This is a genomic window from Streptomyces sp. NPDC048483, assembly GCF_040651455.1.
Classification (GTDB): Bacteria; Actinomycetota; Actinomycetes; order Streptomycetales; family Streptomycetaceae; genus Streptomyces.
This window is the reverse complement of record NZ_JBEZJZ010000063.1, coordinates 26,081-46,866: the sequence shown is the minus strand read 5'-3', so window position 1 is coordinate 46,866 and position 20,786 is coordinate 26,081. Positions and strand designations below refer to the sequence as shown.

Sequence of the window (20,786 nt, the reverse complement as noted above, 5' to 3'; positions counted from 1 at the left end):
GCCGGCAACCTCACCAGCACCACCAACTCCTCCGGCCTGCCCCTTCGCTTCACCTACGACGCAGGAGAGAGCGCCACTCCTGCGGGAGAGCGGCGCCGGTGTCGTGCAGGTTGACCGGGTGGGCGGTGACCGGGTTCATGGCGTGCTCCTCCAGGCGGCCCGGCGCGCAGCCGGCAGCCGCCTCCAGCGGGTCCAGGGATGTCCAGAGGCTATGTGACCTGCGGCGATTGTGGGTTGACCGGTTGGTAAAGGCTGACGGTGGGGGGCTATCGGACCGGGGAGCGGTCCGCCAGCCCGTACGCCGCCCGCAGTCGCCCTGCCGTGGCGAGTGGGGCGGTGCGTGCCGGGGAGCGGTCGGGCAGGGCGTCCACCAGGGCCTCCCAGATCTCCAGGTCGTGTTCGCCCCAGGGGGTCCGTGTCCACTGGCGCAGCGGGCCGGGGTCCCGGGTACCGAGCAGGACGCGCCGCAGCCGGTCCTCGAGTGCTCCGCGCAGTCGCCGTACCCCGGGCGCCTCCGAGAGCGGCAGCAGCGGACCGCTGTAGGCGTCCAGCGCGGCAGTGACGTCGCCGACGGCCAACTCGGCCTCGACGGCGGCGAGATCGGTCTCGACCGGGCGGCTCAGACGGTACGGCCGCGAGCCGAGCAGCGGGCCGACGAGGTGCCGCAGCCGGGACAGCTCGGCCCGCAGCGTGACCGGACGCATCTCGCGCTCGCCGTAGAGGAGTACGGCGAGCTGATCACCCGTCAGGCCCGCCGGGTGCCGGGCGAGCAGCACCATGATCTCGCTGTGCCGGCGGCCCAGCCGCAGTCGCGTGCCGTCCACGGTCAGCAGCGCCTCGGCCCTGCCCAATGCGGCCAGGCATACCCCCAACTCCGGTGCCACAGAAGCCAGATGGGCCTCGGCGGCGCGGGCGGTGGCCTGCACCAGGGCCAGGCTGTGCGGGCTCGCCAGATGATCGCCGCCGGTGATGTCCACGGCACCCAGCAGCCGGCCGGTCCGGGGATCGTGCAGCGGTGCGGCGGCGCAGGTCCACGGCTGCACCCGGCGGTTGTAGTGCTCCGCCGCAAAGATCTGTACGGCGTGATCGGCGGCGAGTGCGGTGCCCGGCGCATTGGTGCCCGCATGCCGTTCGTCCCAGCGGGCCCCGACGACGAAGTTCATGCGCTCCGCCTGCCGCCGTACTCCGGGGTGCCCCTCGACCCACAGCAGCCGCCCCTGCGGATCGCAGACGGCCATCAGATGCGCGCCGTCGTGCGCGATGGTGCCCAGCAGCTCCCGGAAGACAGGCATCGCGCGGGCCAGCGGATGCCGGTCCCGGTAGGCGCGCAGCGCGGGCTCGTCCAGCTCGATGGGCGCCGCGCCGTCCGATGCCGCCCGCGCCCGGGACGAGCGGCGCCAGGAGTCCGCGACCACGCTGCGTACGGGCGGCGCCACCGTCCCGCCGGCCAGGAACGCCTCATGGGCCCGCCGCACCGTACGGGTGTGCGCCACCGGGTCGGCGCCCGACTCCAGCGCCAGCCAAGGGTTGACCACGCGTCACCTCTTCCTCAACGGATCCGCCCCCCGCACGCCGATGGTGCGGGTACGGGGCGGAGCCGTAAACCCCGCCTCAGGTACGGGCGCCGCCCCGGCCGCCGGCCTGCAGCCGCAGCCCGTCCGCGACGATCAGGTCCGAGGTGACCAGGGCCTGCTCGGCCTCCACATCGGTCATGAAGACGAACGGCGGCACGACGGGGGGTACGGGGAGGGTGTCGGGGGTGAAGGTGAGGCAGAGGACGCCCTCCAGGCAGCCGCTGAACCTGGTGAGGTAGAGGGTCACTTCGCCGCGGAGGTTCAACGAGTCGGCATTCAGGCCGAGTTGGGGTCCCTCGGCATCGTGGGTGGTGAGCCGGTAGTCGGTGAGCGAGGCCGCCTTCATCTTCAGGACCATCACCTTCAGCGGCCCGTCGGGAGTCGGCACCTCGGTGACCCCGGCCAGGGTGAAGCCCTGGGGCGCAAACACCGTCGTCTGCACGGTGGGCGGGGCGGGCGGCGCCGGGACCTCCGTCGCGTCGGCCTTCTGCGCCGGGCCGCCGACAGCCGCGAGCAGCGCCACCGGCAGGCCGACGGCAAGGACCTTGCTGCCGGAGCCGCGGCGGGCGGGGGCGGCGGCCGGACGGTCCGGGGACCCGGCGTCGGCCGTATCCCGTACCGGCGTCCAGCCGAACCCCATCGCGCTGCCCGCGATCCCCAGCCCCATGCCCACCAGGAACCCGCCGAGGTTGGTCGCGGCGAAGGAGAGCACCGAAAGGATCAGTGCATTGATGCTCACGTAGTGGTGTGCGGCCGGCGCGCACCACAGGAAGATCCCCGCCACCATCAGCGCCAGCCCGATACCGAGCGCGGCCAGCCCACCGAGGCCCAGGCTCACCAGTACGGTCAGCGGCGACAGCGGCACCAGCAGCAGTTCGGCCCCGCCGAGCACCAGCAGCAGCCCGGCCCAGAACGGCCGGGTCCGCCGCCAGCGCCGCAGCGCCGCCCGCGGTTCGGGCCAGGGCAGTGTCCGCTCGAGCCGCGCGCCCCACCGCGCGCGGCGCGCGCTCAGAAACACTTGTCGCCGTCCAGGCTCACGCTCACCCGCAGCCCCTTGAGGCGGAAGTTGCCGCCGGTGGCCGACCAGGCGTGCGATCTGACCCCGGCGACCTCGATGTTCCCGGCCTGCAGCCCGAACTTCCCCTTGGGACCCTTGACCCCCGGTACGGCATCGAGCGAGGAGGCGTCCCGGCCGATCTGCGCCGTACCGAAGCGGGCGTCACCCGCCAGGTCCTCGCCGTCGATGACCAGGCTGTCGGCGGACACCGCACCGGCCCGGCCGCCCGCCGTCAGCTTGAACACCACGGTGCCGACGGGCGTCCTGACCTGCGCCGCCTGGCAGATGTCGGCGAGCGTGGCCTTGCCGATGCCGAGCAGCGCGACGGGGTGCCCCTTCCCGTCGGTGTCGCGGTCGGTGTGCACGTACGAGGACAGGCCGCTGCTGGTCAGCTTCCCCGACGAGACCTGGAAGTTGGTGCCCGAGACGGCAAACGATGCGGCCAGTGCGCCCTGGGCCATCACCGTCGCCAGCGCGCCCACGGCGAGCACGGCGGGCAGCGCCACCACGGCGGTCTTCTTCCAGGAGGTCCGCCCCTCGGGCGAGGTACGCGAGGTACGCGACGTATGCGAGGTACGCGATGTACGCGGGATTCGGTTCGTAGAGCTCACTGCGTCCTCCCCGGGGCAGCGGTCGAATGCGCGAGGGAAGTGCTCGATACGCCGCCGGAAGAGCGCGGCGGGAGATCACGAAGAGAGTCGGTCCGATGATCCATGACGCTCTGTCATACTGCCGCAAACTCCTGGCAGTTGGAGACTCAGTTGGAGACTAGGGCCGATTTTGAATAATAGTCAACAGCGCGGACAGGGCGGTTCCCAGGGCGCCCGCGGCACCCTGCGTTCGCAGGCGCGGCGCGCCGGACTCATCGCCACCGGGCGGAAGCTGTTCGCCGACACCTCGTACGACGCGCTGTCCATGGACGACATCGCCCGCGAGGCCGGGGTGGCCAAAGGCCTGATCTACTACTACTTCAGCAACAAGCGCGGCTATTACCTGGCGATCATCGAGGACGCGGTGGCCCAGCTGGTCGAGCGGGCCGGCGACACCCATGACCTCCCGCCCGTCGAACGGGTCCAGCGCACCGTCGACGGCTATCTGCGCTACGCCCAGCACCACCAGGCCGCCTATCGCGCCATCGTCACCGGCGGCGTCGGCTTCGACGCCGAGGTGCTGGCGATCCGCGACACCGTACGCGCCCGGCTGCTGTCCACCATCGCGCAGGGGACCTGGGGCCGCGAGGACATTCCGCCGCTCGCCCGTACGGCCCTGACCGGCTGGCTCTCCAGCGTCGAGGGCGTCACCCTCGACTGGATCGCGGCGCAGGAGATACCCCGCGAGACGGTGGCCGCCCTGTTGGTGCGAGGCCTGGGCGACACGCTCCGGCTGATCGAGGAGTACGAGCCGAGCTGCCCGGCGCCGTCCCGGCCACCCGCCTGAGCGGCCTCCGGCGGTCCACCGGGCACACGGAAGAGGGCGGGAGGCCCCACTGCCTCCCGCCCCGCTTCCGTCCCGGTACGGCTACTTGATCGACTTGATCAGCTCACCGTTCGCGGTGTCACCGCTCAGCTCCCAGAAGAACGTGCCACCCATGCCCTGCGCGTCCTTGAAGGCCATCTTCGCGCCGATGGTCTCCGGGGTGTCGTAACTCCACCACTGGTCACCGCACTTGGCGTACGCGGTGCCGCCCGCCTTGCCGGTGGCCGGGCAGCGGTCCTTGAGCACCTTGTAGTCGTCGATGCCCGCCTCGTACTTGCCCGGGGCCGCGCCGGTGGCCGTACCGCCCGGAGCGTCCTGGGTGACACCGGACCAGCCGCGGCCGTAGAAGCCGATGCCCAGCAGCAGCTTGTCCGCCGGAATGCCCAGGCCGACGAGCTTCTTGGTGGTGTCGGTGGTGTTGAACCCGGCCTTGGGGATGCCGTCGTACGACGCGAGCGGGGAGTGCGGTGCCGTCGGGCCCTTGGCGTCCCAGGCGCCGAAGTAGTCGTACGTCATCGGGATGTACCAGTCGACGTACTGGGCCGCGCCCGCGTAGTCGGCGGCGTCGATCTTGCCCCCGTCCGAGGCGTCCGCCGTGATCGCGGCCGTCACCAGATTGCTCTGCCCGAACTTCTCCCGCAGCGCCTTCATGACCTTGGTGAAGGCGTCCTTGCCGCTGGTGTCGCAGGTCAGACCGCAGGCGTTGGGGTACTCCCAGTCGACGTCGATCCCGTCGAAGACATCCGCCCAGCGCTTGTCCTCGACCAGGTCGTAGCAGGACTGCGCGAAGGCCTCCGGGTTCTTGGCGGCCTCGGTGAAGCCGCCCGACCAGGTCCAGCCGCCGAACGACCAGATCACCTTGAGGCCGGGGTGCAGCTTCTTGAGCTTGCGCAGCTGGTTGAAGTTGCCGCGCAGCGCCCCGTCGTCCCAGGTGTCCGCCTTGCCGTCCACGCTCTGGTCGGCGGTGTAGGCCTTGTCGTAGTCGGCGTAGGAGTCGCCGATCGCGCACTTGCCGCCCTGGACGTTGCCGAAGGCGTAGTTGATGTGGGTCAGCTTGGCCGCCGACCCCGACGTCTCGATGTTCTTGACGTGGTAATTGCGGTCGTAGACACCCCAGTTGGTGAAGTATCCGACGACCTTGTTGCCGGCCGCGGCCGAGGTGGGGGCGGTGGTCCCGGTGGGGTGGGCGGAGGCCGAGCCGGTCAGCAGGGTGCCGGCCAGCGCCGCCGTACACAGCGCGGTGGCGGCGGCTATCAGCCTGCGTGGCGAGCGCTTCCGGTGCGGTCTGAGCATGTCGTCTCCTCGGAGGGGGGCGAGGTGGAGCCTGACCTGCGTTCCGAAGGGCATGAACGCGAAGGGGTGCACAACGCGAAATGACGCATGGGGTGAAGGAGCGTGAACGCATGGAACGTTGGGGGAGAAGGTAGAAGGACTAGACCAGTGGGGTCAATGGTTCGGACCAATTTCGTGGCCGGGGGGCGGTCGCGGGGGCCCCGGCCGGATCGCCCGGATCCGCCGATGATCAACCCGTGACGTGGGGCCGCCGATCGGGCATACTCCTAGCGCCACAGCTGCAGGTCATCGCCTTCCGCGACCCGGACGGCGATCATCGGCTGGGCATCTTGGAAATCCGGCGGCGCCGCCTTACCCCGCGCGCGCGTCGCCGCCGCGCCCGACAGGGAGGAGAGCGCCGCCATGACCGAGTACGGCCCCCGGCCGGTGGACCGCAGGCTGCCCACCGAGGAAGCCCGCGACCTGCTGACGCTCGTACGGGAACTCATCGAGCGCGAGATCAGGCCGGTCGCCGCCGAGGAGGAGGACGCCGGCCGCTTCCCCCGCGAGACCTTCACCCTGCTCTCCGAATCGGGACTGCTGTCGCTCCCGTACGCCGAGGAGTTCGGCGGCGGCGACCAGCCCTACGAGGTCTACCTCCAGGTCCTCGAAGAACTCGCGGCCGCCCGGCTCACCGTCGGCCTCGGCGTCAGCGTGCACACCCTCGCCTGCCATGCGCTCGCCGGATACGGCACCAAGGAGCAGCGCGCCGAGAACCTGCCGGCCATGCTCGGCGGCGGGCTGCTCGGCGCGTACTGCCTCTCCGAACCCGCCTCCGGCTCCGACGCCGCCTCACTGACCACCCGCGCCACCCGCAGCGGCGACTCGTGGACCCTCAACGGCACCAAGGCGTGGATCACCCACGGCGGCGTCGCCGACTTCTACACCGTCCTCGCCCGCACCGGCGGCAGCGGCGCCCGCGGCATCACGGCCTTCCTCGTCCCCGGCGACGCCGAGGGCCTCAGCGCCGCGCCGCCCGAGCGCAAGATGGGCATGAAGGGCTCCCCGACCGCCCAGCTGCACTTCGACGACGTCCGTATCCCCGACTCCCGCCGCCTCGGCGAGGAGGGCCAGGGCTTCGCCATCGCCCTCTCCGCCCTCGACTCCGGCCGCCTCGGCATCGCGGCGTGCGCCATCGGCGTCGCCCAGGCCGCGCTGGACGAGGCGCTCGCCTACGTCGCCGAGCGCCGGCAATTCGGCCGCCCGCTCGCCGACTTCCAGGGCCTGCGCTTCATGCTGGCCGACATGGCCACCCAGGTGGAGGCCGGCCGGGCCCTCTACCTCTCCGCCGCCCGGCTGCGCGACGCCGGACAGCCGTTCTCCAAGGAAGCGGCCATGGCCAAGCTCTTCTGCACGGACACCGCGATGCGGGTGACCACCGACGCCGTCCAGCTCCTCGGCGGCTACGGCTACACCGTCGACTTCCCGGCCGAGCGCTATATGCGCGAGGCCAAGGTGCTGCAGATCGTCGAGGGGACCAATCAGATCCAGCGGATGGTCATCGCCCGGCATCTGGCGGGGCCGGAATCGCACTGAGGGCGGGGCGAGGGCGGGCCGGGTGCGTCACAGTGCCCGGTACCCGTCCTCGTCGCTACGGAAAATGATCTCCGGACCGCACTGCCGCGGCCGCCAGCCGTGTTGCAGCGCCGTACGGATCAGACCGGCCACCACGCCGGGCGCGATCACCGTGCCGTGCTCCAGCCAGGTCACCATGCGTGCGCCGTCGCCGTCCGCCCAGCCGACGACTACGGCGAGGCCGGACGCGTCGGGGGAGACCGTCCAGCGGTAGCGGGTTCCGTCGACGGTGAGGGTGCGGGAGCCGCGGGTGGCGAGGGCCATCAGCTGTCCTCCCGGGGCTGGGAGGCTCGTCGACGGCTCGTCGTGAGGCTGCGCAGACGCGGGAGGCTGCGGATCTCTTCTCCGACCGTCTCCACCCAGGACCAGCTCAGGTCGAGGGTCTCCAGCTCTGTGAGCCGGGCCATTTCCGGCGGCAGCATGCGCACCTGGCAGCCGTCGAGAGGGAGATGGCGCAGTCGGGTCATGCGGCCGATCGAGGGAGGGATCACTGCGAGGCCGCTGGCCGGCAGGCGCAATTCCTCGAGCCGGGTGAGATCCCACAGATCGGCGGGTGGCTCTTGCCGGAAGTCGTCGCCCGTGAGGATCGGGCCGGACAGATCGAGTTCCCGCAGCGAGCGAAGCTTGCCGATCCCCGCAGGCGGTTCTTCGCCCCAGCAGACTGTGGGCGGCCGCAGCTTCCTCAGACCGCGCAGCTCCCAGAGTTCCGGGGGAATGACGTCGAGGTCCTCACTGGTGCCCAGGGACAGCTCGGCCGGCGCCTGCAACCTCGCAATCTCCGGCGGGATGGCCGTCAGCTCCGCGCCCGTCGGGTCCAGGACCTCCAAGCCACTCAACTTCCAGAACTCCAGGGGTAGTTCGACCAGCGGACTGCTGCAGAAGGACATCTTCCGCAGTCGGCTCGGTCCGCCGATCTCGCGCAACAGATGGGTCAATGTGCCCTTGCTGACGTCCAGTTCGCGAAGCTCGCTCAACAGGCCGATCTCCGGCGGCCGTGTGGCGATCGGTGCACAGGTCAACTCCAGGGACCGAAGCTGCGTGAGTCGTCCGATGCCCGCAGGAATCTCCTCCTGGTAGTCGGAGCGGATGTCCAGCTCCTGTAGCCGCCCGAACTCCCACAGCTCATCAGGGAGTGCGCGCAGGCCCTCCGCGTGGATGTAGATCTCCTCCGCATCGGGGTCGGTACGGGAGAGCTGCCGCACCACCTTGTCGAATTCATCGTCATTCCACCCGGACCCTTCCATGCCCGCCAAGCTATCCGCGCCCCCTGCACGGCCCAACCGAATTGCCCGCGGGTCTGGCCGCCGTTCCCTACCTGACGTACCGTCAACTCCCGCCGTCCGGCCGCGCGCCCCAGGAGGACACCGTGCCCGACCGCCCGATCGCGCTCGACGAATACCCGATCCACCAGGCCCCGCTGTCCATGCGGCATGTCGCCACCGGTGACCGCAACGCCTACGACCGGTGCATCTTCCACGTCCTGGACCACTCCGGCCGCGCCCTGCTCATCGCCGGCCTCGGCGTGTATCCCAACACCGGGGTCATCGACGCCTACGCCACCCTCCGTGTCGGCGACCGGCTGCACGCCGTACGGGCCTCCGACGCGCTCACCGACGACCGGCTCGCGCTCACCGTCGGCCCGCTCACCATCACCGTCGAGGAGCCCCTCGCCCGCCTGCGGCTGACGTGTGACGCCGACCCGGCCGACCCCGACGGGCTCTCCTACGACCTGACCTGGACCGCGGCCTTTCCCGCCACCTGGGAGCCGCACCACACCCAGTACCGCGGCGACCGGCTGATGCTGGAGGGGCGGCGGTTCGTGCAGGCGGGGACGTGCACCGGCAGCATCCGGGTCGCGGGGGAGGAGCTGACGGTGACGGCGGGGGAGTGGACCGGCACCCGCGACCGCAGCTGGGGTGTGCGCCCGATCCCGGGAGAGGAGGCCGGGCGGGCGGGGGAGGAAATGCGTCCCGAGGGCTTCCACTGGGTCTGGTGCCCGGTCCGCTTCGACGACCGGTTCGTGATGGTCATCGTCCAGGAGGACGCCGACGGCCATCGCACCCTCAACGAGGCCTCGCTGGTCCGCGACGGTGTACGGGATGTCCAACTCGGCTGGCCGCACACGGACATCACCTACCGCCCCGGCACCCGCCACCCCGAACGTGCCGTCATCCACCTCACCGACCCCGGCCGCAAGCCCCTCGAACTCACCGCCGAGATCCTCACCTCCTCCCCCCTGGCCGTGGGCGCCGGCTACCCTCCCCCAAGCTCTCAGCTCCGTTCGAGCAGGGGGGACCCCCATGCCGACGACTGGCAGCACGGCACCTGGCGCGGCCGCGGCTGGACCGACCGCCGCAGCTACGACCTCTCCGACCCGGCGGCACACCCGCACGCCGCGTACGGGGTCACCGACCACGCCGCCCGCTTCACCCTCGACGGCCGCACCGGCTACGGCATCTTCGAGCACGGCAGCTTCGGCCGCCACGACCCGAGCGGCTTCACCGGGTACGACTCGGTGGCGCAGAAGGGGGCCCGATGACCACGGCCCCGCGCCCCCGTACCACCACCCGCGACCCGGAAACCCTCACCCGGCGCCTCACCGCCTGGCTCGGCACCCGTCTTCCCGGGGCCCGCGCGGCCGACGCCACCGTCCCCGACTCCAACGGCATGTCCAGCGAGACCCTGCTCTTCGACATCGACCACCCGGACCCGCCGGTGCGCAATTGTGCGCTGCGCCTGGCAGGCGACCCCGCCGCGTACACGATCTTCCCGCGCTACGACATGGCCCGGCAGTACCGCACCCTGCGCCTGGTCGCCGACCGCACCGACCTGCCCGTCCCCCGTACCTTCTGGCTCGAAGAGAACCCGGCGCATCTCGGCGCACCCTTTTTCGTCATGGAGCGCGCCGCGGGCCGCGTCCCACCGGACGTCATGCCCTATACGTACGAGGGGAATTGGCTGTACGAGGCCACGGAGGCGGAAAGGGCGCGCCTCGAGGCGGCGAGTGTGGCGATCCTTGCCCGGCTTCACGATCAAGTCCCGGTAAAGGAAGCGGAGTTCCTGGACACACCGGGAAACGGGTCGGCATTGCACCGCCACGTCGAGGCCCAACGCGCCTATTACGCATGGGTGGTGGACGGGCGCCCGCATTCCCCGGTCATCGAGCGCGGCTTCGCCTGGCTCGCCGAGCACTGGCCCGCCGACCCCGGTGAGACGGTCTTGACCTGGGGCGATGCCCGGATCGGCAATATCGTCTACGACGATTCCTTTGCGCCGGCCGCCGTACTGGACTGGGAAATGGCTGCCCTGGGGCCGCGCGAACTCGACCTGGGCTGGATGGTGTATCTCCACCGCTTCTTCCAGGACCTCACGGAAAGCAGTGGGCAGCGCGGGCTTCCCGAATTCCTGCGCCGTGACCGTATCGAGGGGCGCTATGCCCGGCTCACCGGGCACACACCCCGCGATATGGAATTCCACACCCTTTATGCCGCGCTGCGGCAGGCCATTGTGATGCTGCGGGTGGCGTATCGTCAGGTGCATTTCGGTGAGGTGCCGGTGCCGGACGACGCCGATGCGCTGATCCTGCACCGGGACACCTTGGAAGCGATGATCGCCGGCCGCTACTGGTGAGCCGGCTCAGGCACTGCGGCGCATCTGCGGCACCTGGGCCGGGTGCGTGTCGGGGCCGCCGATGTGCGAGAACGGCTGGCGGCGCCAGTCCAGGCTCTCGGGGAGCGTCAACAGCACGGCCGCGTCCTGCTCCTGAGTGCCCATCGTGTCGTCGGTCTCCGGGGCCTCGGCCACCGGCCGACCGGATCCCTGGCAGACCGTCAGGCCGAACGGGTTCCACGGCGAGGGGCACAGCGCGTGCTCCGGAAGCGTGTCCTCGTCCGCCAGCATGGCGATCGGCTGCCCGCAGTCCGGGCAGGTCACGCGGTAGATGTCAAAGGTCTCGAAGGCCTCGGCGCTGCCGTCGTCGCCGGAGAAACCGAGACTGTCGCCCTCCTGTGCGCCGACGCTCGGCGCCGCGGATTCCTTCTTGAGGCGTCGCATGATGTCCATCCCCCTCGGGTGGGCCAGGCCACTCGGACCGCTGACTTCCTTGACGGGCGGTCCCGGCCACCACCAGCAATTCCCTTCATGCCGCGCGCATAATCACCGGCGCCCGACGGACACGGGTTCATGGGTGTGGCATTCCTCACACGGACCGGCGCGGAGGTGTCCACGATCCGGCGTGCGCTGCGCATCTGTGGCCGAGCACAGTAGGTTGAGCGGGTGGAGGAGTTGGACCGACAAATCGTGGATCTGCTCGTCAAGGACGGGCGGATGAGCTACACCGACCTGGGCAAGGCCACCGGCCTGTCCACCTCGGCGGTGCACCAGCGCGTGCGCCGTCTCGAGCAGCGCGGTGTCATCCGGGGCTATGCCGCCATCGTGGACCCCGAAGCCGTGGGCCTGCCGCTCACGGCCTTCATCTCGGTCAAACCCTTCGACCCCAGCGCCCCGGACGACATCGCCGACCGGCTGGCGGAGGTCGGCGAGCTGGAGGCCTGTCACAGCGTCGCGGGCGACGAGAACTACATCCTCAAGGTCCGGGTCGCCACCCCGCTGGAGCTGGAGCATCTGCTCACCCGCATCCGCACCCTGGCGGGCGTCTCCACCCGTACGACGGTCGTGCTCTCCACCCCGTACGAGGCCCGGCCGCCCCGCATCTGACCTGGCCGCTTTCGGCCCCCCCGCGCGCCGGCCGGCCGCGCACAGGGGCCAAACTGTCCGGTATGAGCGAGCGCATCCCCGATCCGGCCCGGCCCCGTACCGTCCTCCTGCGCGGCGGTGAGGTGCACAGCCCCGCGGACCCCTTCGCCACCGCCATGGTGGTGGAGGGCGACCGCATCGCCTGGGTGGGCGAGGAGGGCGCAGCCGATGCCTTCGCCGACGGCGTCGATGAGGTGGTGCAGCTCGAGGGCGCACTGGTCACCCCGGCGTTCACGGACGCACATGTGCATACGACGGCGACCGGGCTCTCGCTCACCGGGCTCGACCTGGTCGGCGTCGCCACCCTGTCCGACGCGCTGGCCCGGATCCGCGCGTACGCGGCCGCGCGCCCGGCGGACAAGGTCCTGCTGGGCCACGGCTGGGACGCCGGCGCATGGCCCGAGGGGCGCCCGCCCTCCCGTACGGAAATCGACGCGGCGACCGGCGGCCGTCCTCTCTATCTCACGCGGGTCGATGTGCACTCCGCGGTCGTCACGACGGCACTGCTGGACCTGGTCCGTGGCGTGCGCGGGCTCGCCGGATTCCACCTGGACGCCCCGCTCACCGGCGACGCCCACCACGCCGTGCGGCGGGCCGCGTACGCCACCGTCACGCCCGCCCAACGCGCCGACGCCCAGGCGGCGGCGCTCGCCCGCGCGGCCTCCCTCGGGATCGGCAGCGTCCACGAATGCGCGGGACCGGAGATCTCCAGCGAGGACGACCTCACCGCACTGCTCGCCCTCGCCGCCGAAGGCAACGGGCCGCGGGTGGTCGGCTACTGGGCCGAACTGATCGCATCCGCAAAGGATGCCGAGCGGATCCGGGAACTCGGGGCCATCGGCGCGGCCGGCGATCTGTTCGTCGACGGATCACTCGGCTCGCACACCGCCCACCTGCACGCCCCGTACGTGGACGCCGACCACACCGGCACCGCGCACCTCGACGCCGAGGCCGTCGCCGCACATGTCGCCGCCTGCACCGAGGCCGGGCTCCAGGCCGGATTCCACGCCATCGGCGACGCGGCACTGACCACCGTCGTCGACGGCGTACGGGCCGCCGCCGACCGCATCGGCCAGGACCGGATCCGCGCCGCCCGGCACCGCGTCGAGCACGCCGAAATGCTCACCGAGGCCACCGTCGCCGCCTTCGCCGACCTCGCCCTGACCGCCTCCGTACAGCCCGCCTTCGACGCGGCCTGGGGCGGCGGGGACGGCATGTACGCGGCCCGCCTCGGCGCCGACCGGGCCCGCACCCTCAACCCGTACGCCGCCCTGCTCAAGGCCGGTGTCCCGCTCGCTCTCGGCTCCGACAGTCCGGTCACCCCCCTCGACCCCTGGGGCACCCTGCGCGCCGCCGTCTTCCACCGCACCCGCGCCCACGGCATCTCCGCCCGCGCCGCGTTCACCGCCCACACCCGCGGCGGCTGGCGCGCCATCGGCCGCGACGACGCGGGCGTCCTGGTGCCCGGCGCACCCGCCGACTACGCGGTCTGGCGCACCGGCGACCTGCTCGTCCAGGCCCCCGACGAGCGGGTCCAGCGCTGGTCCACCGACCCCCGCTCCGGCACCCCCGGTCTGCCCGATCTCACCCCCGGCGGCGAGCTCCCGGTGTGCCTGACCACGGTCGTCGGCGGGCGCACCGTCTTCGCGCGGCCGATCGAGTGACATCGGGCGGGCAGGTGTCGCCGGAGGGCGCGCTTGCCGCCGCTAGCCCCACCTGGGCAGGCTCGGCAGTGACCTGGGGCGACGCGAAAACGACGCAGGCGGAGCACCTGTTGACAGCAGGCGGTCGACGGCCGGTAGGTTCGGCCGAGTCCACCACAGGACGTCCGATCGGGAGACCTCCGCGCAGTCGTCGAACGCAGCTGGGCCATGGGGCGGGGCGCCAACCGGCGCACCGCCACTGGGAGCCAGGTCCAGCGTCAGCGGCACGGCGCGACGGATCGTCTCCGGTGGTCGGCAGGTGCGACCCGGGTGGGGCCCGGACGCTCAGTAGACAACGGCTTTCGGTCGACCCGCAGCCAGCGGGTCCCAGGTCGGCCCGAAGGGCACCGGGCCCCGATCCGCACCGTTCCCCTTCCGGTGCGCCCACGTCGTCCTGCGCACCTGGCATCCACGATTGCGCCCGCCCGATGTACGGTCAGCTCACTCTCCCCAGCTCTCAAGGAGCCAGGGAGGTGCCCCCACACAGACGACCTGCAGGAAGGCCGCGACCGTGCCATCGGTCTCCGACACCACCGAAGAAGCCGCGAGCGGCGCCTCGCCCGACGGCCCGGTGCCGTCCGCCGGAAACGGCGTGACCGACCTGCCGCGCCGCCCCGGCAGGCTCCGCCGGCTCGCCGCCCTGGCCCGCCGCGAGGCGCCGCGCACCGCCGTCGCGGTCGTCTCCGGCCTCGCCCTCGGCCTCGCCTTCCCGCCGTACGACCTGTGGCCGCTGTCCCTGGTGGGCGTGGCCGCGTTCGCCCTGCTGACCCGCGGCCGGACCGTACGGCAGGGCGCCTGGACCGGCCTCGCCTTCGGGCTGCCGTTCTTTGTGATCCTGCTGAAGTGGCTGCATGTGGTCGGCTGGGACGCGGTGATCGGGCTGTCCGTCGCCGAGGCGCTGTTCCTGGCGCTGCTGGGCGCGGCACTGGCCGGCACCTCCCGGCTGAAGGCCTGGCCGCTGTGGGCCGCCTGCCTGTGGGTCGCCGAGGAATGGGCCCGCGACCGGCTGCCGTTCGGTGGCTTTCCCTGGGGGCGGCTGGCGTTCGCCAACACCGCCTCGCCGTTCACCCCGCTCGCCGCGCTGGGCGGCGCCCCGCTGGTGACCTTCGCCGTCGCGCTGGCCGGCACGCTGCTGGCCGCGTGCGCCGCCGTCCTGTGGGGTCTGCGCGACTCCGGCTCGCTGCGCAAGGCGGTGCCGGCAGTGGAGGCCTTCGGGCTCGCCGCCGCCGTGACCGTCGCGGGCGCGGTCGTACCCGTCCCCACGAAGGCCGCCGACACCGTCGACATCGCCGTCGTCCAGGGCAACGTCCAGCAGCCCGGCATGGACTTCCTGGGCCGCCCCATGAAGATCCTCGACAACCACGCCACGGCCACCGAGAAGCTCGCCGCCGACATCAAGGCCGGCAAGGCCAAGAAGCCGGACCTGGTCATCTGGCCGGAGAACTCCTCCGACCTCGACCCCTTCCAGTACCCGCAGGCCTACGACCGGATCGACGAGGCCGTGAAGGCGATCGGGGTGCCCGTGCTCGTCGGCGCGCTGGTCGATCACCCCACCAAGAAGGGCTATGTCTTCAACGAGGGCATCGTCTGGGACCCGACGAAGGGGCCGGGCGCCTCGTACACCAAGCAGCACCCGGTGCCGTTCGGCGAGTACGTCCCGTTCCGGGAGCAGCTCAGCAAGATCATTACGCGCTTCAAGCGGGTGCCCCGCAACTTCTACCCCGGCGACCACACCGGCGTTCTCAAGGTCGGCTCCGCCAAGCTCGGCGACGTCATCTGCTTCGAGGTGGCCTACGACGAGATCGTGCACGACACCGTCCAGGCCGGCGCCCGCGCCCTGGTCATCCAGACCAACAACGCCACCTACGGCCGCACCGGCCAGCCCGAGCAGCAGCTGGCGATGTCCAAGCTGCGCGCCGTCGAACACGGCCGGGCCATCGTCACCGCCGCCACCAGCGGGATCAGCGCGGTCGTCGCCCCGGACGGCACGGTCACCCACCAGATCCCCGAGTTCACCCAGGGCGTCGTCTCGGCCCGGATCCCGCTGCGCGACGAAACGACGCTCGCCGACCGCGTCGGTGCGGCGCCCGAGTGGGCGCTCGCTATCGTGGGCCTTCTGTCCTGCGCCGGCGCGACGGTGGTCGGCCGGCGGGGACGCAAAGAGACCGAGAAGGGGCAGCAGTGACAGACGGCGGTCAGCGGCAGTACGGTCCGCTCGGCACCACGTTGGTGATCATCCCGACGTACAACGAGGCGGAGAACATCAAGCCGATCGTCTCGAGGGTGCGGTCCGCCGTCCCCGAGGCGCATGTGCTGATCGCGGACGACAACTCTCCGGACGGCACCGGCAAGCTCGCCGATGAGCTCGCCGCCGTGGACGAGCAGGTGCATGTCCTGCACCGCAAGGGCAAGGAGGGGCTCGGCGCCGCCTACCTCGCGGGCTTCACCTGGGGCACGGACAACGGCTACGGCGTACTGGTCGAGATGGACGCCGACGGCTCGCACCGGCCCGAGGAGCTGCCGCGGCTGCTGACCGCCCTCAAGGGCGCCGATCTTGTTCTCGGCTCGCGCTGGGTGCCCGGCGGACGGGTGGTGAACTGGCCCAAGAGCCGCGAGTTCCTCTCCCGTGGCGCCAGCGCGTACTCCCGCGCCCTCCTGGACGTCCCGATCCGCGATGTGACCGGCGGCTTCCGGGCCTTCCGGGTGGAGACGCTCAAGGGGCTCGGGCTGGAGGACGTGGCCTCGGCAGGCTACTGCTTCCAGGTCGACCTCGCCCGCCGGGCGGTGCGGGCCGGATTCCATGTGGTCGAGGTGCCGATCACCTTCGTCGACCGGGAACACGGGGACAGCAAGATGAGCCGCGACATCATGGTCGAGGCGCTGTGGCGGATCACCGCCTGGGGCGTCGACACCAGGGTGAACAAGATCCGCGGCCGCTGACACCGGGCCTGCACGAGCCCGCCCCCTCGACACCGGCACGCCCTCCGGCCAGGCACACTTGGGGCATGACGTCCGGAGCCATACCACCGCCGAGTCCCCGCCCGCCCCAGCGCTCGCGCGCCCGTCGGTTCATACCGTTGGGCATCGCCGCCTGGGTGGTGCTGGAGATCTGGCTGCTGATCGTCGTAGCCGACGCCACGAGCGGGCTGACGGCCTTTTTGCTGGTTGTCGCGGGCATGGTGGCCGGCGCGCTGGTGATCAAGCGGGCGGGCCGCCGGGCCTGGCGGAATCTCACGACGAGCATGCAGACGGGCGCCCCGGCCACGGGCCCCACGGCATCGGACAAGGACACCTCGGGACAGGGCAATACGCTGCCGATGCTCGGCGGACTGCTGCTGATGGTGCCGGGGCTGGTGTCCGACGTGGCGGCGCTGCTGTGCCTCTTCCCGCCGACGGGCAAGCTGATCCAGCGCCGGGCGGAGAAGCTGCTGTCCCGGCGGACGGCCTACACCCCGAGGTCGTTCGGTGACGCATTCCAGCAGGCCCGCATGCACCGGCCGGACGGCAAGGTCGTCCAGGGCGAGGTCATCCGCGACGACGAGCCGCCCACCCCGCCCCGCCAGGACCCGCCGCTGACCGGCTGAGATCACCGCGCAGGGGCCATACGGACAAAAGCCGCACCGCATACCAGCAAAAGCCGGGGCCACTGCGCAAAGCAATGACCCCGGCCCTGGTGCTGCGTACTTCTGGCGAGTCCGGTTGTCAGGCGGACTTGCGGTTGGTGTCGCGCGGATGCACGGCAATGTTCATGGTGCCGGAGCGCAGGACGGCCAGCCGTTCGGCCAGCACCTCCTCGAGCTCCTCGCGGGTGCGCCGCTCCATGAGCATGTCCCAGTGCGTACGCGCGGGCTTACCCTTCTTTTCTTCGGGGCCATCGCCATCCACCAGAAGAGAGGGTGCACCGCATACCTTGCACTCCCACTCCGGCGGAATCTCGGCCTCAACCGAGAACGGCATCTCAAATCGATGGCCGTTCTGGCATGCGTACTCCACCGCCTGGCGCGGGGCCAGGTCGATGCCGCGGTCGGTCTCGTAGCTGGTCACCACGAGTCGCGTGCCGCGGAGAGCTCGCTCACTCATGAATCGTGCCTCCCGGGCTTGTCGCCCACAGGACAGGTGTCGCTGTCGTCGTCATCCGGTCAACGTCCGGTCGGCGGTGAAGATTCCCGTAATCTGCGTCGCCCGTCGTGCCGCCCCTTGTTGTACCCACCAGCGCCCGGTTTGTCACATCTGGCAGTAGATGTCACCCAACGCTTTCCCGATTTGAGCGCGCAGTAACGGTCCGCCTGGTGAGCCAAAGGCGTACACTACCGGCCCGCGCCCCCCGAACCTAAATCCGGTCCGGAACAGGGTTGCCCGCCGCCGCGATCGCCCGCCGCACCGGCACCCTCGCCAGCAGGACAAATCCGACCGCAAAGAACACCACCAGGGACACGATCGCGTCCCGGTAGCTCCCGGTCAGCTGATAGGCCACCCCGAACACCAGCGGCCCCAGCCAGCTCACCCCCCGGTCGCTCAGCTCGTACGCGGAGAAGTATTCCGCCTCCTTGCCGCGCGGCACCAGGTGCGAGAACAGCGACCGGGAGAGCGCCTGGCTGCCGCCCAGCACCAGACCGATCGCCGCCGCCAGCGCGAAGAACCAGACAGGCGCCTTGGCGGGCAGAAAGAAACCGGCCGCGAGCGTCACCGTCCAGGCCACCAGCGAGCCCAGAATCGTGCGGTGCGCGCCGTACCGCCGAGCCATCCGCCCCATCGCCAGCGCGCCCGCCGCGGCCAGCACCTGCACCAGCAGCACCGCGATGATCAGCGTCGTCTGGTCCAGCCCCAGCTCCTCGGAGCCGTAGATCGACGCCTGGCTGATCACCGTCTGCACCCCGTCGTTGTAGACGAGATAGGCGAGAAGAAAAGCGAGGGTGAGGGGATGGCGGCGCATATCGCGCAGCGTCTCCCGCAGCTGCCGCCGGCCCTGGCCCAGCGCCGCGCCTGGCTCTTCGCGTGCGCTGCTCCCGGCCCCCCGCCGGTCGCGCAGCCGGCGCAGCGGGATCAGCGAGAACGCGCCCCACCACAGTCCCGCCGACGCCAGACAGATCCGTACGGCAGTGCCCTCGGAGACACCGAAGGAATCGTGCCCGGCGTAGAGCGCCAGGTCGACGACCAGGACCAGGCCGCCCGCCGCGTAGCCGAACGCCCAGCCGCGGGAGGAGACCGCGTCCCGTTCGTCGGGCTCGGCTATCTGCGGCAGGAAAGAGTTGTAGAGCATCATCGAGACGACGAAGCAGACGTTCGCGATGATCAGCAGCGCCCCGCCGAGCAGATAGCGGTCGCCGCCCAGGAAGAACATCCCGGCCGTCGCCGCGGCCCCCGTATACGCACAGCCGCCCAGCAGCGGCTTCTTACGGCCGGTCCGGTCGGCCAGCGCCCCGGCGACCGGCATCGCCAGGACCGCCAGCAGCAGGGACGCGGAAACCGAGTACGCGAAGAAGGAACCCGCGCGCACCGGAATGCCCAGGGGATGGACGAAGCCGTCCGGATCCGCCGCGGCCTTCGCCACCGACGTCAGATACGGGCCGAGGAACACCGTCAGGACGCTCGTCGAATAGACGCTGTTTGCCCAGTCGTACCAGTACCAGCCGCGCTGTTCCCGGCGTCTGGCCGCCGCCTCCTCGTCGACGCCCCCGACCACCGCCTGTGCGCTCACGCGCCCACCCCCGTCTTTGTGTCCCCGTCGCCGCGGCGGACCGGTGCCGGGCGGTCAGACCCAGGAGCCCCGTTCGGTCAGCACCGTGCGCAAAGTGTCGATGTGGTCGGTCATGATGCCATCCACCCCAAGATCCAACAGCGCCGCCATCCGTTTTGCGTCATTGACCGTCCAGACATGAACCTGCATGCCCAGCGCATGCGCCGCCCGCAGGAACAGTGGGTCGACGACGGGGATGCCGGACTGCCGCTCCGGGACCTGCACGCACACCGCGTTGCGCCGCACCGCCGCGCCCAGCAGCCGGTCCAGCGGCACCGCTCCCCGCCCGTACGAGCGCAGCCGCAGCCCGGCCACGCCGCGGGTGCCGAGCGAGGTCGCCAGCCGCGGGCCCGCCAGCCGCTGCGCCCGCGCCACCCGCGCCTCGGAGAACGAGCCCACGCACACCCGGTCCCAGGCACGGGTACGGCGCAGCAGGTTCAGCAGCGGCGCGAGGGCGCTCTCCACCTTGAGATCGACGTTCCAGCGGGCCTCGGGGAACTCCTCCAGCAGCTCTTCGAACAGGGGGAGCGGCTCGCGGCCGCCGACCCGGGCCCCGCTCACCGCCCGCCAAGGGAGCTGCGCGATCTTTCCTCGGGTGTCGGTGACGCGGTCGAGGGTCGCGTCATGGAAGGCGACGAGCTGTCCGTCCGATGTGGTGTGCACATCGGTCTCGAGATAGCGGTAGCCCAGCTTGAGCGCGCGCCGGAAGGCGACCGCGGTGTTCTCCAGGCCGTCCGCCGCCCCGCCCCGGTGGGCGAAGGGGAGGGGTGCGGGATGGTCGAGATAGGTGTGGCGCAGGGGTATCGCTGAGGTCGTCACGTGGGCAGTATTGCGCGCTCAGGTGAAGTGGCTTCGCCGTGGGCGACCACCGGCGACGGCCGCTCGGGCAGGCCCTTGATCGCGAAGCGCCGGAGGAAGAACTGCGCCAGCGGACCGATGGCCAGCGCATAGACCACCGTGCCGGCCCCGATGGAGCCACCGAGCGCAAAGCCCGCCGCCAGGACCGTCACCTCGATGCAGGTCCGCACCAGGCGCACCGGCCGGCCGGTGCGCAGTTGCAGCCCGGTCATCAGGCCGTCCCGCGGGCCGGGGCCGAAGCGGGCGGAGATATAGAGGCCGGTCGCGGCGCCGTTGAGGACGACGGCGAAGGCCAGCAGCGGGATCCGGGCGCCGAGCGCGGAGAACTCGGGCACCAGCGCCAGCGTCGCGTCCATCACCAGCCCGAGGATCACCACATTCGACACCGTCCCCAGGCCCGGACGCTGGCGCAGCGGAATCCACAGCAGCAGGATCAACGCCCCGGAGACGATGGTGACAGTGCCGATCGTCAGCCCTGTATGGCGGGAAATGCCCTGGTTCAGCACGCTCCACGGCTCCAGGCCGAGCTCGGCGCGCAGCATCAGCCCCATGCTCACGCCGTACAGCACCAGCCCCGCGTACAGCTGGACCAGCCGGCGCGGCAGCAGTGCCCTCGGCGCGCCGGAATCCCCGGTGGTCGACCTCGCGAACGACCTTGTGATGGACCTGGTGATCGGCCTGGTGATCGGCCTGATGTTGGACAAGGCTCTTCCCCCTCC

The 20,786-nt window shown here is 71.3% G+C and carries 20 protein-coding genes; 9 read left to right on the top strand and 11 right to left on the bottom strand.

The genetic code is table 11. From position 1 onward, the window contains the following. Positions 1–266 precede the first annotated feature (266 nt). The 3 genes from AB0D04_RS27340 to AB0D04_RS27330 form a co-directional block, all read right to left on the bottom strand. Positions 267–1,535 carry a GAF domain-containing protein gene (locus AB0D04_RS27340; RefSeq protein WP_362708315.1) on the bottom strand — a complete coding sequence of 423 codons (1,269 nt, stop codon included), beginning with the start codon at positions 1,533–1,535 and terminating at the stop codon, positions 267–269. A gap of 76 nt (positions 1,536–1,611) precedes the next feature. After that, positions 1,612–2,592 carry a DUF6114 domain-containing protein gene (locus AB0D04_RS27335; protein ID WP_362708312.1) on the bottom strand — a complete coding sequence of 327 codons (981 nt, stop codon included), beginning with the start codon at positions 2,590–2,592 and terminating at the stop codon, positions 1,612–1,614. Beyond that, complete coding sequence (locus AB0D04_RS27330; RefSeq protein WP_362708323.1) at positions 2,583–3,092, bottom strand: DUF6230 family protein; 510 nt, start codon at positions 3,090–3,092, stop codon at positions 2,583–2,585. Before AB0D04_RS27330 ends, AB0D04_RS27335 begins: the two co-directional genes overlap by 10 nt. 319 nt (positions 3,093–3,411) lie before the next feature. Between AB0D04_RS27330 and AB0D04_RS27325 the strand changes: the two genes are divergently transcribed. Next, positions 3,412–4,068 carry a TetR/AcrR family transcriptional regulator gene (locus tag AB0D04_RS27325; protein WP_362708309.1) on the top strand — a complete coding sequence of 219 codons (657 nt, stop codon included), beginning with the start codon at positions 3,412–3,414 and terminating at the stop codon, positions 4,066–4,068. Positions 4,069–4,149: 81 nt separating this feature from the next. On the opposite strand, the gene AB0D04_RS27320 is transcribed toward AB0D04_RS27325, so the two are convergent. Beyond that, on the bottom strand, positions 4,150–5,400 hold the full coding sequence (locus AB0D04_RS27320; RefSeq protein WP_362708306.1) for a glycoside hydrolase family 18 protein: 1,251 nt from the start codon (positions 5,398–5,400) through the stop codon (positions 4,150–4,152). Positions 5,401–5,802: 402 nt separating this feature from the next. Between AB0D04_RS27320 and AB0D04_RS27315 the strand changes: the two genes are divergently transcribed. After that, the gene (locus AB0D04_RS27315) at positions 5,803–6,975 is read left to right on the top strand and encodes an acyl-CoA dehydrogenase family protein (RefSeq protein WP_362708303.1); all 1,173 of its coding nucleotides are present in this window, start codon (positions 5,803–5,805) and stop codon (positions 6,973–6,975) included. Between the two features lie 27 nt (positions 6,976–7,002). Here the strand turns inward: AB0D04_RS27315 and AB0D04_RS27310 are convergent, their stop codons facing one another. Further along, positions 7,003–7,278, bottom strand: coding sequence for a hypothetical protein (locus tag AB0D04_RS27310; RefSeq protein ID WP_362708300.1), 276 nt, complete (start codon positions 7,276–7,278; stop codon positions 7,003–7,005). Beyond that, positions 7,278–8,258, bottom strand: a complete 981-nt coding sequence (locus AB0D04_RS27305; protein ID WP_362708297.1) for a hypothetical protein — start codon at positions 8,256–8,258, stop codon at positions 7,278–7,280. Before AB0D04_RS27305 ends, AB0D04_RS27310 begins: the two co-directional genes overlap by 1 nt. Positions 8,259–8,380: 122 nt before the next feature. On the opposite strand from AB0D04_RS27305, the gene AB0D04_RS27300 reads away from it, so the two are divergent. Continuing rightward, on the top strand, positions 8,381–9,553 hold the full coding sequence (locus AB0D04_RS27300; protein ID WP_362708294.1) for a hypothetical protein: 1,173 nt from the start codon (positions 8,381–8,383) through the stop codon (positions 9,551–9,553). Further along, positions 9,550–10,644 carry a phosphotransferase family protein gene (locus tag AB0D04_RS27295; RefSeq protein WP_362708291.1) on the top strand — a complete coding sequence of 365 codons (1,095 nt, stop codon included), beginning with the start codon at positions 9,550–9,552 and terminating at the stop codon, positions 10,642–10,644. Before AB0D04_RS27300 ends, AB0D04_RS27295 begins: the two co-directional genes overlap by 4 nt. A 6-nt stretch (positions 10,645–10,650) precedes the next feature. Here the strand turns inward: AB0D04_RS27295 and AB0D04_RS27290 are convergent, their stop codons facing one another. Further along, positions 10,651–11,076 carry a hypothetical protein gene (locus tag AB0D04_RS27290; protein ID WP_362708288.1) on the bottom strand — a complete coding sequence of 142 codons (426 nt, stop codon included), beginning with the start codon at positions 11,074–11,076 and terminating at the stop codon, positions 10,651–10,653. Positions 11,077–11,289: 213 nt separating this feature from the next. Between AB0D04_RS27290 and AB0D04_RS27285 the strand changes: the two genes are divergently transcribed. From AB0D04_RS27285 to fxsA, 5 genes are all read left to right on the top strand, one after another. Further along, on the top strand, positions 11,290–11,730 hold the full coding sequence (locus AB0D04_RS27285) for an Lrp/AsnC family transcriptional regulator (protein WP_362708285.1): 441 nt from the start codon (positions 11,290–11,292) through the stop codon (positions 11,728–11,730). A gap of 62 nt (positions 11,731–11,792) precedes the next feature. Then, the gene (locus AB0D04_RS27280; protein ID WP_362708282.1) at positions 11,793–13,433 is read left to right on the top strand and encodes an amidohydrolase family protein; all 1,641 of its coding nucleotides are present in this window, start codon (positions 11,793–11,795) and stop codon (positions 13,431–13,433) included. Positions 13,434–13,983: 550 nt separating this feature from the next. Beyond that, on the top strand, positions 13,984–15,657 hold the full coding sequence (lnt, locus tag AB0D04_RS27275; RefSeq protein ID WP_362708279.1) for an apolipoprotein N-acyltransferase: 1,674 nt from the start codon (positions 13,984–13,986) through the stop codon (positions 15,655–15,657). Then, positions 15,654–16,412, top strand: coding sequence for a polyprenol monophosphomannose synthase (locus AB0D04_RS27270; protein WP_362708277.1), 759 nt, complete (start codon positions 15,654–15,656; stop codon positions 16,410–16,412). Before lnt ends, AB0D04_RS27270 begins: the two co-directional genes overlap by 4 nt. Positions 16,413–16,477: 65 nt before the next feature. Then, positions 16,478–17,056, top strand: coding sequence for an FxsA family membrane protein (gene fxsA, locus AB0D04_RS27265; RefSeq protein ID WP_362708274.1), 579 nt, complete (start codon positions 16,478–16,480; stop codon positions 17,054–17,056). A gap of 118 nt (positions 17,057–17,174) precedes the next feature. Here the strand turns inward: fxsA and AB0D04_RS27260 are convergent, their stop codons facing one another. The 4 genes from AB0D04_RS27260 to AB0D04_RS27245 form a co-directional block, all read right to left on the bottom strand. Beyond that, a complete protein-coding gene (locus AB0D04_RS27260; protein WP_006601711.1) occupies positions 17,175–17,552 on the bottom strand; it encodes an RNA polymerase-binding protein RbpA in 378 nt (125 codons plus the stop codon). Positions 17,553–17,802: 250 nt separating this feature from the next. Then, complete coding sequence (locus AB0D04_RS27255) at positions 17,803–19,170, bottom strand: MFS transporter (protein ID WP_362708272.1); 1,368 nt, start codon at positions 19,168–19,170, stop codon at positions 17,803–17,805. A 54-nt stretch (positions 19,171–19,224) separates the two neighbouring features. Then, on the bottom strand, positions 19,225–20,013 hold the full coding sequence (locus AB0D04_RS27250) for a glycerophosphodiester phosphodiesterase (protein WP_362708321.1): 789 nt from the start codon (positions 20,011–20,013) through the stop codon (positions 19,225–19,227). Between the two features lie 11 nt (positions 20,014–20,024). Beyond that, entirely contained in the window at positions 20,025–20,618 is a 594-nt protein-coding gene (locus AB0D04_RS27245; protein ID WP_362708318.1) for a hypothetical protein, read from the bottom strand. Positions 20,619–20,786 lie beyond the last annotated feature (168 nt).

Coding starts and splice junctions, on each gene's coding strand:
- AB0D04_RS27330 (WP_362708323.1), bottom strand. CDS start 3,092: ATGGCCCAGGGCGCACTGGCCGCATCGTTTGCCGTCTCGGGCACCAAC.
- AB0D04_RS27320 (WP_362708306.1), bottom strand. CDS start 5,400: ATGCTCAGACCGCACCGGAAGCGCTCGCCACGCAGGCTGATAGCCGCC.
- AB0D04_RS27315 (WP_362708303.1), top strand. CDS start 5,803: ATGACCGAGTACGGCCCCCGGCCGGTGGACCGCAGGCTGCCCACCGAG.
- AB0D04_RS27310 (WP_362708300.1), bottom strand. CDS start 7,278: ATGGCCCTCGCCACCCGCGGCTCCCGCACCCTCACCGTCGACGGAACC.
- AB0D04_RS27305 (WP_362708297.1), bottom strand. CDS start 8,258: ATGGAAGGGTCCGGGTGGAATGACGATGAATTCGACAAGGTGGTGCGG.
- AB0D04_RS27295 (WP_362708291.1), top strand. CDS start 9,550: ATGACCACGGCCCCGCGCCCCCGTACCACCACCCGCGACCCGGAAACC.
- AB0D04_RS27290 (WP_362708288.1), bottom strand. CDS start 11,076: ATGGACATCATGCGACGCCTCAAGAAGGAATCCGCGGCGCCGAGCGTC.
- AB0D04_RS27280 (WP_362708282.1), top strand. CDS start 11,793: ATGAGCGAGCGCATCCCCGATCCGGCCCGGCCCCGTACCGTCCTCCTG.
- fxsA (WP_362708274.1), top strand. CDS start 16,478: ATGACGTCCGGAGCCATACCACCGCCGAGTCCCCGCCCGCCCCAGCGC.
- AB0D04_RS27260 (WP_006601711.1), bottom strand. CDS start 17,552: ATGAGTGAGCGAGCTCTCCGCGGCACGCGACTCGTGGTGACCAGCTAC.
- AB0D04_RS27245 (WP_362708318.1), bottom strand. CDS start 20,618: ATGGGGCTGATGCTGCGCGCCGAGCTCGGCCTGGAGCCGTGGAGCGTG.